Below are 14,898 nucleotides of genomic sequence, written 5' to 3'. Positions count from 1 at the left end.
ATGTATTCAAACACAGCCCGACGCATTGTTTCTCGATTCATGATTGGCTCGTATTGCACCGCTTCAACCTTCAACGAGTGGAAGAAGCTTTCGGCGCAAGCATTATCCCAACAATTCCCTTTACGGCTCATGCTTATCTTCAAACCATGCGCCAAAGCTAGGTTTCGATAAGCGTGTGAGCAGTACTGGCTGCCTCTATCGCTGTGAACGATGACTCCTGTGGGCATGCCGCGACGAAACAGTGCCATACGGAGCGCATTACAGGTTAAGTCAGCTGTCATTCGGGGGCTCATCGCCCACCCTACGACAGCGCGTGAGTAAAGGTCGATGATAACGGCCAAGTACAGCCAGCCCTCGCTGGTCATTAGGTAGGTGATGTCGCCCACCCATTTTTCATTGGGCGCCGCAGCGGTAAAGTCTCTCCCAAGCAGGTTTGGCGCTACAGGAAGGCGATGGTCGCTGTTAGTCGTCACTTTGAATTTGCGGGCTGCTTTGGGCACGAGCTGTTGCCGTCTCATGCTATCAGCAATGGTTTTTACATTGGCTCTCTCGCCGTCATCTGCCAGTTCGGCCTGAATGCGTCGGGCACCATCGCGCTGTTTGCTGGCGTCAAATGCGGCCTTGATTTTCCTATCCCTGTCATCACGTTTCAGTTGTCGTTTACCAAGCTCGGAGCTGGCGTTACGCCATGCATAATACCCACTACGCGAGACCTTGAGCACAACAGTCATACGCTTTACCGAGAAGCGATGCTGGTGCTCAAGCATGAATGCAAACCGGTTCACTTTTGATTCTTCGCGAAGTAGGTAGCCGCCTTTTTTAGAATGGCGAGGTCCTCTGCTTGCTCTGCGAGCTGGCGTTTGAGTCGCGCCACTTCGGCCGTGAGCTCAGCTTCGCGCTGACTGGTGTTCGTATTCTTCTCTGCGGCATTACGCCAGTTGTAGAGTTGGGAGTCGTATATACCCAGCTTTTTAGCGGCGGCGCTTACCCCTTTGATTTTTGCTAGCTTAAGGGCTTCAGCTTTGTACTCAGATGTATAGGTTTGTCGTTTGGTCTTTGATGTCATTGTTCACCTCGTTAAACGATTTTACTCGCTTAGCGTGGTGTCCAAAACTACCGGGGCGGATCACTGCCCCAAAAAACCTATAAAAGTATTCACAAATTGATATAAGTACCAATAGAAAAAAGGCGCCGAAGCGCCTTTTTTTAATCACTATCCCGAGAGGGATTATTCCCACTCAATCGTTGCCGGTGGCTTGCCTGAGATGTCGTACACCACGCGGGAGATGCCGTCGATTTCATTGATGATGCGGTTGGACACTCGGCCGAGGAAGTCGTACGGCAGGTGAGCCCAATGGGCAGTCATAAAGTCGATGGTTTCCACGGCGCGCAGAGACACAACCCAGTCGTACTTACGGCCATCGCCCATTACACCTACGCTGCGAACCGGCAGGAACACAGTAAAGGCCTGGCTGACACGGTCGTACAGTTCGGCTTTGCGCAGCTCTTCGATGAAGATGGCATCGGCGCGGCGCAGCAGATCGCAGTACTCTTTCTTGACTTCGCCGAGTACCCGTACGCCCAGGCCTGGGCCAGGGAATGGGTGGCGATAGAGCATGTCGTAAGGCAGACCCAGCTCCAGGCCAATCTTGCGTACTTCGTCTTTGAACAGTTCACGCAGCGGTTCAACCAGACCCAGCTCCATATCTTCCGGCAGGCCGCCGACGTTATGATGTGACTTGATCACATGGGCCTTGCCTGTGGCGCTGCCGGCAGACTCGATGACATCAGGGTAGATGGTGCCCTGGGCCAGCCACTTGGCGTTAACGCACTTACCGGCTTCTTCGTCGAAGATTTCCACAAACACCCGGCCGATGATCTTGCGCTTGGCTTCTGGGTCGTTTTCGCCTTTGAGGGCATTGAGGAATCTGTCTTCGGCTTCAACCTTGATGATGTTAAGACCGAAGTGGTCGCCGAACATCTCCATCACTTGCTCGCCTTCGTTCAGACGCAGCAGGCCGTTGTCGACAAACACACAGGTGAGTCTGTCGCCGATGGCGCGGTGCAGCAGCATGGCGGTAACAGAGGAGTCAACCCCACCGGAAAGCGCCAGTATCACTTCATCGTCACCTATCTGCTTTTTAAGGCGCTCAACGGCGTCTTCGATGATGGAAGCGGGTTTCCACTTGGCTTCACAGCCACAGATTTCCAGCGCGAAATGCTCCAGCATGCGCTTGCCCTGACGGGTGTGGGTCACTTCAGGGTGGAACTGCACGCCGTAGAAACCTTTGGCTTCATTGGCCATGGCGGCGAATGGGCAGGTTTCGGTCTTGGCAACCGCGACAAAGCCTTCAGGGATAGCCGAGACTTTGTCACCGTGGCTCATCCATACATCCAGCAATGGACGACCGGCTTCGTTAACGGCATCTTCGATGTTTTTAAACAGTGCAGATTCGGCCAGCAGTTCGATTTGCGCGTAACCGAACTCGCCCTCGCCTATGCCCTGGATAACCTTGCCACCCAGCTGCTCGCTCATGGTCTGCATACCGTAACAGATACCCAGTACAGGCACGCCTGCATTGAACACATACTCTGGGGCTCGGGGAGAATTGTCGGCGGTGACACTCTCGGGACCACCGGCCAGAATAATGCCCTGAGGGGCAAACTCGCGGATCTGCTCTTCACTGACATCCCAGGCCCAGAGTTCACAGTAGACGCCAATTTCGCGGATACGACGGGCAATCAGCTGGGTATACTGGGATCCGAAATCAAGGATCAGTATCTTGTGCTCATGAATATTGCTCATTGATAACCTTTATCTCTTTAGTTTGATTGCAGTGCCTGCCGTAACAGGCACAGTTTTTATCTGCTTATAAACCAAGGGCGACACTCATGCCGCCCCGAATTTGTTAAACGCCTGAACGGTAGTTCGGCGCTTCTTTGGAGATAGTCACATCGTGAACGTGGGATTCGCCCATACCGGCAGAAGTCACCTTGACGAACTGGGCCTTATCGCCCAATTCCTGAATGGTGGCGCAGCCTGTCAGCCCCATACAGGAACGCAAACCGCCCATGTACTGATGGATAATCTCTTTGATTTTGCCTTTATAGGGAACACGGCCTTCAATACCTTCAGGTACCAGTTTGTCGGCGGCGTTGTCGCTCTGGAAGTAGCGATCGGAAGAGCCCTGAGACATGGCGCCCAGTGAGCCCATACCTCGGTAAGATTTATAAGCGCGGCCCTTGTAGAGTTCAGTTTCACCTGGAGACTCATCGGTACCGGCAAACATGGAACCTGCCATGATGCAAGATGCACCGGCGGCCAGCGCCTTGGCCAGATCGCCTGAAAAACGGATACCGCCATCGGCAATCACTGGGATACCCAGATGCTTAACGGCAGCAGCGGCATCGGAAACCGCAGTGATTTGCGGTACACCCACACCGGTAACGATACGGGTAGTACAGATGGAGCCAGGGCCAATACCGACTTTAACCGCATTCACACCGGCTTCTACCAGCGCCAGGGCGCCTTCGGCGGTCGCCACGTTGCCGCCAACGATTTGCAGATCCGGATACTTGGCACGGGTATCGCGAATACGCTGCAGTACCCCTTCAGAATGGCCGTGGGATGAATCAATCAAGAGTACATCAACACCGGCTTTGACCAGCGCATCAACACGCTCTTCGTTACCTGGACCAGCACCAACAGCGGCGCCAACACGCAGACGGCCCAGCTCATCTTTACAGGCGTTGGGCTTACGCTCGGCTTTCTCGAAGTCTTTAACAGTGATCAGGCCCTTAAGCTGGAATTCATCATTCACAACCAGCACTTTTTCAATGCGGTTGGAGTGCATCAGCTTTTGTACTTCATCCAGCTTGGTGCCTTCAGGTACAGTCACCAGACGCTCTTTCGGGGTCATGATTTCAGAAACCAGGCGGTTGGTATCAGTCACGAAGCGCACGTCACGGCCAGTGATGATACCCACCAGTTCGTTGGCGTCATTGATTACCGGATAGCCGGCAAATCCGTTCTTTTCGGTTAATACCTTAAGCTCGGCCAGTGTCGTGGAAGGTGTTACTGTTACAGGCTGTTGAACCACACCTGCTTCATAGATCTTCACTTTACGAACTTCTTCGGCCTGCTGTTCAATACTCATATTCTTATGAATAAAGCCCAAGCCACCTTCTTGCGCCATGGCGATTGCCAAACGGGCTTCGGTCACTGTGTCCATTGCAGCGGACACCAGGGGGATATTCAGTTCGATTTTGTCGGTCAGACGGGTCTTGAGATTGGCGGTATTAGGGAGAACGGTCGAGTGGGCCGGAACCAGCAGCACATCGTCAAAGGTAAGCGCTTCTTTAATTAATCGTAGCATTGCAACATCTCCCCGGGGGTTAGATTGAAGGTGAAATATTGCGGCGGCATTATACCTTGCAACCCCGGGGTGGTAAATGGGAAAATAGAGAAAAATTCCAATTTGAACGCAAATTCCATGCCAGAGCTCAAAAAACAGGTATATACCGTCTCCCGCCTCAATGCCGAAGTTCGTGCCTTGTTGGAGGGAAACCTCGGCAGGATTTGGCTCAATGGCGAAATTTCCAACTTTGCCAGCCCAAGCTCGGGCCATTGGTATCTGACACTCAAGGACAACCACTCACAAATTCGCTGCGCCATGTTCCGTGGCCGCAATCAGAATGTGACCTTCCGCCCGGTCAACGGCCAGCAAGTGCTGGTGCGGGCAGCCCTGAGTGTCTATGAGCCTAGAGGCGATTATCAACTGCTTATCGAAACCATGCTGCCTGCCGGTGATGGCTTGCTGGCGCAGCAGTATGAAGCGCTGAAGCAAAAGCTCGCGGCCGAAGGCCTGTTTGCCGCCGAGACCAAACGACCACTACCGGCCAACATCCAGCGCATCGGGGTGATCACCTCCCCCACTGGCGCCGCCATACGCGATGTACTGCATGTACTGAAACGCCGCGATCCTTCCATCGAAGTGGTGATCTACCCCTCACAGGTTCAGGGCGACACTGCCGCCAACCAGCTTATTGAGGCACTCACCTTGGCCAACCAGAGGCTGGAGGTGGATCTGTTACTGCTGACCCGCGGCGGCGGCAGCCTGGAAGATATGTGGTGTTTCAACGATGAAAACCTGGCCCACGCCATCTACAACAGCGCCCTGCCGGTAATTTCAGCGGTGGGCCATGAAGTGGATACCTGTATCAGTGACTATGTCGCCGATCTGCGTGCCCCTACCCCATCGGCCGCCGCCGAGCTGGTATCCCAGGATGTCGACAACAAGCGGCAAAAGCTGACCACTGCCATGGCCAGGCTGCGCCAGGGCTGGCAACACTGGCACTTAGCCAAACGCCAACAGCTGTCACTGCTGGATCACAAATTGCAACGCCAGGATCCCAAGCGGCGGCTGGAACAGCTGGTACAGCAGTTTGATGAGCAGCAACTGAGAATGACGGCCGCCATCAACAATCGCCTGCACCGGCTGGAACACAGACAGCTACAGCTCAAGAGCCGCCTCGAAGCCCAGAGTCCGGCCCACAAGCTGAGCCTGGAAGGCAACAGATTGAATTATCTCGGTCAACAGTTGCAGGATGCCATCGCCGATAAACTGAAAGAGGCCAAGGCACGCCTGGGGGCCGGCGCCCATTCGCTGGAAAGTGTCAGCCCACTATCGACTCTGTCCAGAGGTTACAGCATCAGCAAGAACGAAGCCGGGAAAGTCCTCGAAAACAGCCAGGACGCCGTGGTCGGCGAGCAGATGCGTACCCAGTTGAAACAGGGCGCGCTGCTCTCAAGAATTGAAGCCATCATAGAGGAATAGCATCAATCAGATAAATGCTCCTCGCTAGGAAAGGACCCAACTGTGAGTCGTTCGTAGATATTATTCCAGTTCACTGGCCCTTCATTAAACACAGCTCACTGAATTCATGTGTAATATTGGTCATCAAAAACAACAAAGCCGGGACTAACCCGGCTTTGTCTCGCGAAAACCCTATCAGGATTTCTTGTTTTTAATGTGCGCCATCATCCGCTTGCGGCGTCTTTCCTGGCTCAGGGTCAGTTTCTCCCCCTTGCCTTCAAAGGGGTTGGCCCCTTCCTGGAAGCGCAGCTGGATGGGCGTACCCACAACTTTCAGCGAGCGGCGGTAGTAGTTCATCATATAACGCTTATAGGAGTCCGGCAGCTTGGATACCTGGTTGCCGTGTACTACCACGATAGGTGGGTTGTAACCACCGGCGTGGGCATACTTAAGCTTAACCCGGCGACCATTGACCAGAGGCGGCTGATGATCGTCCTGCGCCATCTGCATTATCTTGGTCAGCAGCGAAGTGGACACCCGTCTGGTCGCGCTGTCATAAGCTTCTTCGATGGACTCATACAGATGACCCACACCTGTGCCATGCAGCGCCGAGATAAAGTGAATGCGGGCAAAGTCGATAAAGCCCAGACGACGGTCCAGCTCACTCTTGACCCTTTCCTTGACGTCATTGTCTATGCCGTCCCACTTGTTGACCGCAATCACCAGCGCCCGACCGGCGTTGAGGGCAAAACCCAGCAAACCAAGATCCTGCTCGGCGATACCTTCACGGGCATCGATAACCAAGAGCACCACGTTGGCGTCTTCAACCGCTTTCAGGGTTTTAATCACCGAGAACTTTTCAACGACTTCATGCACCTTGGCGCGGCGACGCACCCCGGCTGTGTCTATAATGACGTACTCACGGCCTTCACGCTGCATTGGAATATAAATGGAGTCACGGGTGGTGCCCGGCTCATCATAAACCACTACCCGCTCTTCACCGAGGATGCGGTTGGTCAGGGTCGACTTGCCCACGTTTGGCTTGCCGATAATCGCCAGCTTGATAGGCAAGTCCTGCAATCTGGCCTGCTCGGCTTCGGCTTCCTCTTCTGTGTATTGACGCTCGTCGACCTTCTCTTCCTCGGGCGCATCCGGGTTAATCCCCATCGCCTCGGCAAAAGGAGCCAGCGCATACTCAATCATATTGGTAACACCACGGCCATGAGCCGCCGCCATCTGATACACCTCACCCAGGCCCAGGGCCCAGAATTCGGCGCAGGCGGAATCGGCATCGATACCGTCAATCTTGTTGGCCACCACAAAGGTGGTCTTTTGCCGACTGCGAAGATGTTGGGCTATGGCCTGATCGGCCGCGGTCAAACCGGCGCGGGCATCCGTCAGAAACAGCACTACATCCGCTTCTTCGATAGCCGCCAGCGATTGCTCGGCCATCTTGGTTTCTATGCCTTCTTCGGTGCCGTCAATACCGCCGGTATCCACCAGGATGAATTCGTAACCTGACAGATAGGCACGACCGTATTTACGATCCCGCGTCAAGCCTGGGTAATCCGCCACCAGTGCATCACGGGTGCGGGTCAGACGATTGAACAGGGTCGACTTACCGACATTGGGTCGCCCTACCAGGGCCACTACAGGAATCATCTTTTTGCCTCTTTAAAACTTCTCAATAAAAAGCCCCCGGAACGCACTCCCAGGGGCTTGGCAGTATCAAAGCCTGGGATCAGGGCAGAGTTACTGTGGCAATTTTGCCATCCCGGGTCTGCAGATAAATTTTGTCGTCAACCACCAGAGGTTGACTGAAAAGGCCCGAGCTATCGACCTGCACCCGACCGACAATTTGGCCGTTGCTGCGATCGATAAAGTGCAGATAACCTTCAAAGTCACCTACCACTACATAGTCCTGGAACACGGCCGGAGCAGTCAGATCCCTATTTGTCAGATCCGAGTTACTCCAAAGCTCCAGACCGTTACGTCTGTCCACTGAGTATACACGGCTGTGATCGTCCACCAAATACAGACTCAAGCCCGCACTGTCCAGCTCGTGGAAACTGGAGTACTTGCGCGACCAGACAATACGGCCACTGCGCATTTCCATGCTCACCAGGTTACCGTTGTAGCTCACGGCGTACAGGTTGTCACCCAACAACAGCGGCGTCATATCGACATCGGCCATACGGCTGAATTCGTTACCGCCTTTAGGGGTGTAAATCGGTTGCTCCCAAGCTGGCTGGCCATTGTTTTTGATAATAACTGCGACCTTGCCATCGGCCGTACCGACAAAGAAACCACCCTGAGCATACGCAGGAGAACTGCTACCGCGCAGAGTCAAGTTTGGCAAGGAAGCTTCATAGCTCCAAAGCTTTTCACCTGTGTCGACATTAAAGGCATCCAGCGAGCCTGAGCTGCTGTTAACCACCACCATGTCTTCGGCAACTGCGGGCAAGGACAATAGTTCGCCTTCTGCTACGGCGTGCCAAAGCACTTCACCGGTTTCAGCGTCAAGCGCCGCCAAAAGGCCACTTTCTCCACCGACAAACACCTTGTTACGGGCCGCGGTCACGCCGGATGCCAGACGAGCGCCCTTGTTCTTTTTCAGGGCACCATCACGGAATGCTTCACTGAAGTCGGTGCTCCAGACCTTCTCGCCGCTGCTCTCGTCAAAGGCGGTTACTTCACCATAGCGGTCGGCAACAAAAATTTTGCCGTAGCGCACTGCCGGACGCAGGCGGGAGTAATAATCGCCAACACCACTGCCAACCGAAGCACTCCAACTGACCTCTGGGAATACGCTGGCGTTGAGCTCCAGCAGCGGGCTTACAGGTTCTTCTTCCACATCACTGGAAGCACAACCCGTCAGTGCGCCTATGGCCATGCCACAGGCCAAAAGAGTTTTACACCACGACTTCATTGGCCTTCCTTATGCCTGATTCAGGTTATCGAGTTTCATCTGCAGCGCCGGACTGGTTGTCACGCCGCCATTTTTAACGGCTTCCTGGTAAGCGAGTCTCGCCTTGTCGGTTTCCCCTTGACGCAACAGCAGATCGCCTTTGAATTCATCTCTTTGGGTAGCAAAGGCACTATCTTTAACCTGCTCAAGCGTGGTCAAAGCGGTAGCAACCTGGCCCTGTTCAGCCTGAATTCGTGCCAGACGCAGTGTGGCAACCGCTGTCAGGGCATCACCCGGCTTGGCGGCAATCACGGTTTTGAGGGCAGCTTCAGCTTTTGCCAGGTCACCGGCCTCTACCGCGCTCTTGGCAACAATCAGTTGCATCAGCGCCGAGTAACCGGCCTGGGCGTGCTGCTTGTCAAATTCGGCAGCGGCAGCCATCACTGTGGCTTCATCACCGCCTTGCATCAAGGCCTGGTTAAAAGCCTGAGAGGCAGCTTCGGCACGTTCGACTTTGACATCGGAATAATAGTTCCAGCCATAAAGGCCACCCAGACCTATTACGGCACCAGCGACTATCGAAACACCATAGTCTCTCCAGAACTGCTTGATCGCCTCAACTTGTTGTTCTTCTGTGCTGTAGATTTCCACCCGCACTTCCCCTCTAAATTATTTAATCAGTTCTGCCAAATAGTCGGCCAGGGCCTGGCGTTCAACATCCTGCTGAGCGCCATCACCCCGCAGCGGTTTCACCGCCACCTTGTTATTGGCCAGTTCGGTCTCACCGATAATCAGCGCAAAACCCGCGCCGCTCTTATCGGCTCTTTTCATCTGTTTCTTGAAGTTGCCACCCCCGCAGTGACTCATCACCTTAAGCTTGGGCAGCTTCTCACGCAGTTCCTGGGCAATTTTCATCGCCTCAATTACGCAGTCATCGCCCATGGCGGTCACGTAGACATCCACTTCGGCAGCAACATCGGCGTTCAGCTCCAGGGTTTCCAGCAGCAGAACAATCCGTTCCAGCCCCATGGCAAAGCCCACTGCCGGCGTTTCTTTACCGCCAAGCTGGCTCACCAGACCGTCGTAACGACCACCGGCCAGCACAGTGCCCTGAGCGCCTAAACTATCGGTGACCCACTCAAATACGGTGCGGTTGTAGTAATCCAATCCGCGTACCAAGCGTGGGTTAACCCTGTATTGGATACCAACGGCCTCCAGGAGTTCACACAAGCGGGCAAAATGTGCCTTGGAGTCTTCACCCAGGTAATCCATCAGCGCCGGGGCATCGGCCAGCAAGGCCTGAACCTGCTGATCTTTTGAGTCCAGTACCCGCAGTGGGTTGCTGTACATGCGCCGCTGACTGTCTTCGTCCAGCTTGTCTTTATGTTGCTCGAGGAAGGCCACCAGCGCTTCACGATAGGCGGCGCGCTCGTCGCTGTCACCCAAAGTGTTCAGCTCGAGCGAAACATGGTCGGTCAATCCAAGCTTCTGCCACAAAGAGGCAGACAACATCAGCACTTCGGCGTCAATATCGGCGCTCTTGATGCCATAAACTTCAACCCCGAACTGATGGAACTGACGATAGCGCCCTTTCTGTGGCCGCTCGTGGCGGAACATGGGGCCCATATACCACAGACGCTGCTCCTGGTTGTACAAGAGGCCATGTTCGTTACCGGCACGAACTGTCGAGGCGGTGCCTTCCGGACGCAGGGTGAGACTGTCACCGTTGCGATCGGCGAAGGTGTACATCTCCTTCTCGACAATATCTGTCACCTCCCCTATCGAACGCTTGAACAGGTCTGTGTTCTCAACGATAGGTGTGCGGATTTCACTGTAACCGAAAGAGGCAACCGAGGCGCGCAGTACCGCCTCAACTTTTTGCCATACGGGGCTTTGGGTTGGCAGAATGTCATTCATTCCGCGAATCGCTTGGATCTGTTTTGCCACTATCTCGACTCGTTTTGCTCTGGGGCTAAAAATTCAAAAATGCCAGCCATTATAGGCGCTTCACCGGCAAACGTAAAACTGGCCAGCGCTGGCCAGTTCACATTCACGTCATTGGGGATTATTCGGCTTCTTTGACTGAAATACGGTTTTCCATCATTTGCGCCTTAGCGCGAATTTTGGCTTCAAGGGCATCGACCAGATTGTCGTTGTCGAAGCGCTCTTTCTGACGCTCGCCTTCGTCATAATAACCGCTCTTGCGGTTACCGCCGGTAAGGCCAATATGAGACACCAGGGCTTCCCCCGGCCCATTGACCACACAACCTATGATGGAGACATCCATGGCTGTGGTCACATCTTCCAGGCGTTGCTCCAGGGCATTGACCGTGCCTATCACGTCAAACTCTTGTCTTGAACAGGATGGACAGGCGATAAAGTTAATTCCGCGGGAGCGAATGCGCAGCGACTTGAGGATATCGAAACCAACTTTGATCTCCTCTACTGGATCGGCTGCCAAAGACACTCTCAAAGTGTCGCCTATGCCTTCTGCAAGCAGCATACCCAGGCCCACAGCCGATTTTACGGCGCCGGCACGGGCACCACCGGCTTCGGTGATCCCAAGGTGCAATGGCTGTTTAATCTGTTTCGCCAGTAAACGGTAGGACTCCACGGCCAGGAACACGTCCGATGCCTTCACCGAGACCTTGAACTGGTCGAAGTTGAGCCTGTCGAGAATATCCACATGGCGCATTGCCGATTCCAGCAAGGCTTCCGGGGTTGGCTCTTTGTATTTGTCCATCAAGTCTTTTTCAAGACTGCCGCCGTTTACCCCGATGCGGATTGGGATATTTTTGTCACGGGCAGACTCAACCACGGCACGGATACGTTCTTCATTGCCTATGTTGCCTGGGTTAATACGCAGACAGTCGGCACCGTATTCCGCCACTTTAAGCGCTATGCGGTAGTCGAAATGGATATCGGCCACCAGCGGCACCTTGACCTGCTGCTTGATAAGCTTGAACGCCTCGGCGGCATCCATGGTAGGCACAGACACCCGTACGATATCAGCGCCCACAGTTTCCAGCGCCCGGATTTGCGCTACTGTGGCTTCTATATCTGTGGTGCGGGTATTGGTCATGGATTGCACGGCAATCGGAGCGCCATCACCTATGGGAACATTGCCGACATAGATGCGGGTGGAAGGACGGCGTTTTATGGGATTTTCACTGTACATCGTATTCTGCTCTGTTGACTCGGCGCCATGAGTGCGCCACTTCAATTATCCTGCTTGGTGCTATTATGCCTGTGGCAGGGTCAGTCTGGCTACCCGGCCGCTGGGGAAATCGGCAAGGCTCACAGCCTGGCCGTTAAACGTCAGACTCACTGTCTGCGGTGCGCCCAAGACCAGTTTAAAAGGCGCCTTGCCTTGTACCCTGATGGTTTGTCCTGGCGATCTCAAGCCATCTATCAAAGTTTTGCCGTTGGCATCTGTAAGTTTAATCCAGCAGTCGCCATCAAGCTCGATACCGACAGAAGCCTGCGTTGCCACTGTTGCCACCGGTTGCTCGGTCATATCGACATCTGAGTTAACAACACCAGAGTTGACTTCATCAGTATTGTTATCCTCAACAAGACTCTTCTCTACTTCAGCGGTAGGTGTTTCGGTTGAAGTTTCAGGCGGAAGTTCGGTTTCTGCTATTTGTGCCTGACGCGATTCAAACTCTCTGGCCTGCTGCACCTCTTCTGCCGTAGGTTGGGAGAAATCGACATCGGAAACCACAGAAGGTTTTTGCAGCCACCACACCACCAGCAGGGCCAGCAGCAGAAAACCGATAAGGTAAGTCACCAGCATCAAACGGCTGTCGGTAGCCTGACGGCTGGTCTTGCGCGAAAAGCTCTGCATCGCCGGCTCAGTCACCTTGGGGACCTGCCGTGCCAGGCAATTGTTGATAGCTTCTTTATCCACGCCCAATATGCGGGCATAGTTCTTCACGTAGCCGCGGACATAGGTGGAGGAATCGATATTGCTGAAACAGTCTGCTTCAATATCGGTCACTATGCAGGGGCGCAAGTGCAGCCTGGTAGCCGCATCTTCTACAGTGATACCTTTTTGTTCGCGTGCGCTTTTCAGTAATGACCCGAGCGTATCCTCTTGCCCGGGAACCTTTGGGTTCTCGTCTTCATCCTTGTTGACTTGGTTATTCAACTCTGTCATCAGTGCATACTTGCCCGGTATTGTTTAGCCTGGGGAGACGCCGGAAATTTGGCCTGCAGCAATATTCCATATCGCTTGGCGGCCGCGTCATCATTTAACCCTTGCTCAATGCGAATGCCCAACGCCAAGCTTTCCGCGGTTTCAGGAACTACTCGGTGGAGGCGTTCCAATTGCATTCTGGCCGCGGCGTAGTTATGGGCGTCAAGCTCCAATTCTGTCAGTTCCAGTAATGAGACCTGTCTTCTGGGCTCATACTTTAGCGCCATCTCAAAATAGTGTCGCGCTTTTTCTCTTTCCCCGGCATCCCGACTGCAAATACCCAGGTTTTCATAGCTGGAGGCGGTGCGGGTATATCTGGGGTTGTCGATTGCCATCAGGAACATCTTCTCTGCCTTGGCATATTTCTGCTGCTGGCAGAGAAATACCCCAAAGTTGTTCATCGAGTCGCCGCTGGCATTGCGGGTATCTATGGCGGCTTCATAAGCTTGCTCAGCCTTCACCACTTCACCCACGGTTTGATAATAATAAGCCATGGCAATATGCACATCCTCAAGGTGAGGGGCGTATTCCATGGCTCTGTCTAGATTATATTTGGCTTGTTGGGAGTTACCTTTTTGCAGATAGGTCAGGCCTAGCTGCGTCCGTTCCTTGGCGGCGGCAATTTTATCAAACTGGCGTTGCGAGACCGGAATGTCCGTGCCGGCATAAGTTCGCTCGGTTACACATCCGGGCAACATGGCCCCTAGCAGTAACGCGAGCGTTAAACCTGGCAATCCGTGCTTCATTGGCAAACCTATAAATCTGGACAAACAAAGAGTTAATCCATTGTGACCGAAATTTGATTGGCTTGCATGCGTTTTTTCGCCAGACGCTTGGTTCTATCACGTATATCACCGGCCAACTGGCCACAGGCGGCATCGATATCATCGCCGCGGGTCTTACGCACTATTACAGTCAGACCGTATTCCATCAGCACTTTGGCAAACCTGTCGATACGGGAGTTGGAAGAACGCCCGTAAGGAGATCCCGGATAAGGATTAAACGGAATAAGGTTGACCTTGCAAGGAGTATCCTTCATCAGTTTGGCCAACTCATGGGCTTGCTCTGTGCTGTCGTTGATATGATCCAGCATCACATATTCCAGTGTGACCCGGCCACGGTTAGCGTTGGACTTGGCGATATAACGACGAATAGCAGCCAAAAATTCGTTAAGCGGATACTTCTTGTTGATAGGCACCAACTCGTTACGCAGCTCGTCATTGGGGGCATGGATACTGACCGCCAGCGCCACATCGAGGGCATCGCCCAACTTATCCAGCGCAGGTACTACGCCTGATGTCGAAACCGTTACCCGCCGTTTGGACAGGGCAAAACCAAAGTCATCCAGCATGATATCCATCGCCGGGATCACATTGGCCAGGTTCAGCAAGGGCTCACCCATGCCCATCATCACCACATTGGTGACCGGGCGCTCACCGGTTTCCTTCTGAAAACCGAGGAAGTGGGATACCCGCCAGATCTGGCCGACAATTTCAGACACTGTCAGGTTACGGTTAAAGCCCTGCTGAGCCGTGGAGCAGAAAGTACATTCCAGCGCACATCCCACCTGAGATGAGATACACAGAGTCGCCCTATCATCTTCCGGAATATAGACAGTTTCCACTTCCTGACCTTCGCCGACATTAATGGCAAACTTGATGGTGCCATCGGCCGACTTCTGATAGCTGGAGATCTCCGGCGCTACCACTTCACAGCGCTCTTTCAACTTGGCCCGCAGGTGTTTGTTGATATTGGTCATCTGGTCAAAGTCACTGATCCCGAAGTGATACAACCACTTCATCAGCTGTTCGGCACGAAACGGCTTATCGCCCAACTCGACGAAAAGCTCACGCATTGCCTTACGATCAAGATCCAAAAGATTGATCTTTTTTTCACTCATTTGACTTTCCTCAACACCAAAACCTGCAGCAGGGCGGCGAATTATACAGATAGGCCGCAACTATAGCCAGTAATTC

The 14,898-nt window shown here is 53.7% G+C and carries 12 protein-coding genes; 1 reads left to right on the top strand and 11 read right to left on the bottom strand.

Annotated features, from left to right (window positions below; genetic code table 11):
• From ACMHXH_RS18670 to guaB, 3 genes are all read right to left on the bottom strand, one after another.
• Positions 1 to 1,066 (bottom strand): IS3 family transposase gene (locus ACMHXH_RS18670; RefSeq protein ID WP_413737779.1). Its coding sequence is split into 2 segments (ribosomal slippage), with 1,067 coding nucleotides annotated over them: positions 1 to 823 and positions 823 to 1,066; the frame shifts between segments, so codons are not numbered across the junction. This gene is flagged as partial in the annotation.
• Positions 1,067 to 1,228: 162 nt separating this feature from the next.
• The gene (gene guaA / locus ACMHXH_RS18665) at positions 1,229 to 2,806 is read right to left on the bottom strand and encodes a glutamine-hydrolyzing GMP synthase (RefSeq protein ID WP_028779200.1); all 1,578 of its coding nucleotides are present in this window, start codon (positions 2,804 to 2,806) and stop codon (positions 1,229 to 1,231) included.
• 103 nt (positions 2,807 to 2,909) lie between these two features.
• On the bottom strand, positions 2,910 to 4,376 hold the full coding sequence (guaB, locus tag ACMHXH_RS18660) for an IMP dehydrogenase (RefSeq protein WP_028779199.1): 1,467 nt from the start codon (positions 4,374 to 4,376) through the stop codon (positions 2,910 to 2,912).
• Positions 4,377 to 4,493: 117 nt separating this feature from the next.
• On the opposite strand from guaB, the gene xseA reads away from it, so the two are divergent.
• Positions 4,494 to 5,837: an exodeoxyribonuclease VII large subunit gene (gene xseA / locus ACMHXH_RS18655; RefSeq protein ID WP_233962481.1), complete on the top strand. Its 1,344-nt coding sequence runs from the start codon at positions 4,494 to 4,496 to the stop codon at positions 5,835 to 5,837.
• Positions 5,838 to 6,011: 174 nt separating this feature from the next.
• Here xseA and der read toward each other — a convergent pair whose 3' ends face one another.
• The 8 genes from der to ACMHXH_RS18615 form a co-directional block, all read right to left on the bottom strand.
• Entirely contained in the window at positions 6,012 to 7,478 is a 1,467-nt protein-coding gene (der, locus tag ACMHXH_RS18650; protein WP_039035069.1) for a ribosome biogenesis GTPase Der, read from the bottom strand.
• Positions 7,479 to 7,557: 79 nt separating this feature from the next.
• On the bottom strand, positions 7,558 to 8,745 hold the full coding sequence (gene bamB / locus ACMHXH_RS18645; protein ID WP_071477411.1) for an outer membrane protein assembly factor BamB: 1,188 nt from the start codon (positions 8,743 to 8,745) through the stop codon (positions 7,558 to 7,560).
• A gap of 9 nt (positions 8,746 to 8,754) precedes the next feature.
• A complete protein-coding gene (locus ACMHXH_RS18640; RefSeq protein WP_039035071.1) occupies positions 8,755 to 9,375 on the bottom strand; it encodes a YfgM family protein in 621 nt (206 codons plus the stop codon).
• Between the two features lie 18 nt (positions 9,376 to 9,393).
• Positions 9,394 to 10,671 (bottom strand): histidine--tRNA ligase, encoded by a 1,278-nt coding sequence (hisS, locus tag ACMHXH_RS18635; protein WP_039035072.1) that lies wholly within the window; start codon positions 10,669 to 10,671, stop codon positions 9,394 to 9,396.
• A 118-nt stretch (positions 10,672 to 10,789) separates the two neighbouring features.
• Positions 10,790 to 11,902 (bottom strand): flavodoxin-dependent (E)-4-hydroxy-3-methylbut-2-enyl-diphosphate synthase, encoded by a 1,113-nt coding sequence (gene ispG, locus ACMHXH_RS18630; protein WP_071477412.1) that lies wholly within the window; start codon positions 11,900 to 11,902, stop codon positions 10,790 to 10,792.
• 63 nt (positions 11,903 to 11,965) lie between these two features.
• A complete protein-coding gene (locus ACMHXH_RS18625) occupies positions 11,966 to 12,883 on the bottom strand; it encodes a RodZ domain-containing protein (protein WP_083399908.1) in 918 nt (305 codons plus the stop codon).
• On the bottom strand, positions 12,883 to 13,668 hold the full coding sequence (gene pilW, locus ACMHXH_RS18620; RefSeq protein WP_039035075.1) for a type IV pilus biogenesis/stability protein PilW: 786 nt from the start codon (positions 13,666 to 13,668) through the stop codon (positions 12,883 to 12,885). The genes ACMHXH_RS18625 and pilW overlap by 1 nt, the downstream gene beginning before the upstream one ends.
• Positions 13,669 to 13,700: 32 nt before the next feature.
• Positions 13,701 to 14,822, bottom strand: coding sequence for a bifunctional tRNA (adenosine(37)-C2)-methyltransferase TrmG/ribosomal RNA large subunit methyltransferase RlmN (locus tag ACMHXH_RS18615; protein ID WP_039035076.1), 1,122 nt, complete (start codon positions 14,820 to 14,822; stop codon positions 13,701 to 13,703).
• Positions 14,823 to 14,898: the final 76 nt, after the last annotated feature.

This window comes from Shewanella sp. BJSY2023SW001 (genome assembly GCF_047314685.1).
Taxonomy (GTDB): Bacteria; Pseudomonadota; Gammaproteobacteria; order Enterobacterales; family Shewanellaceae; genus Shewanella; species Shewanella indica.
The sequence above is the reverse complement of the archived record's forward strand: the minus strand, read 5'-3'. Positions and strand labels throughout refer to the sequence as shown.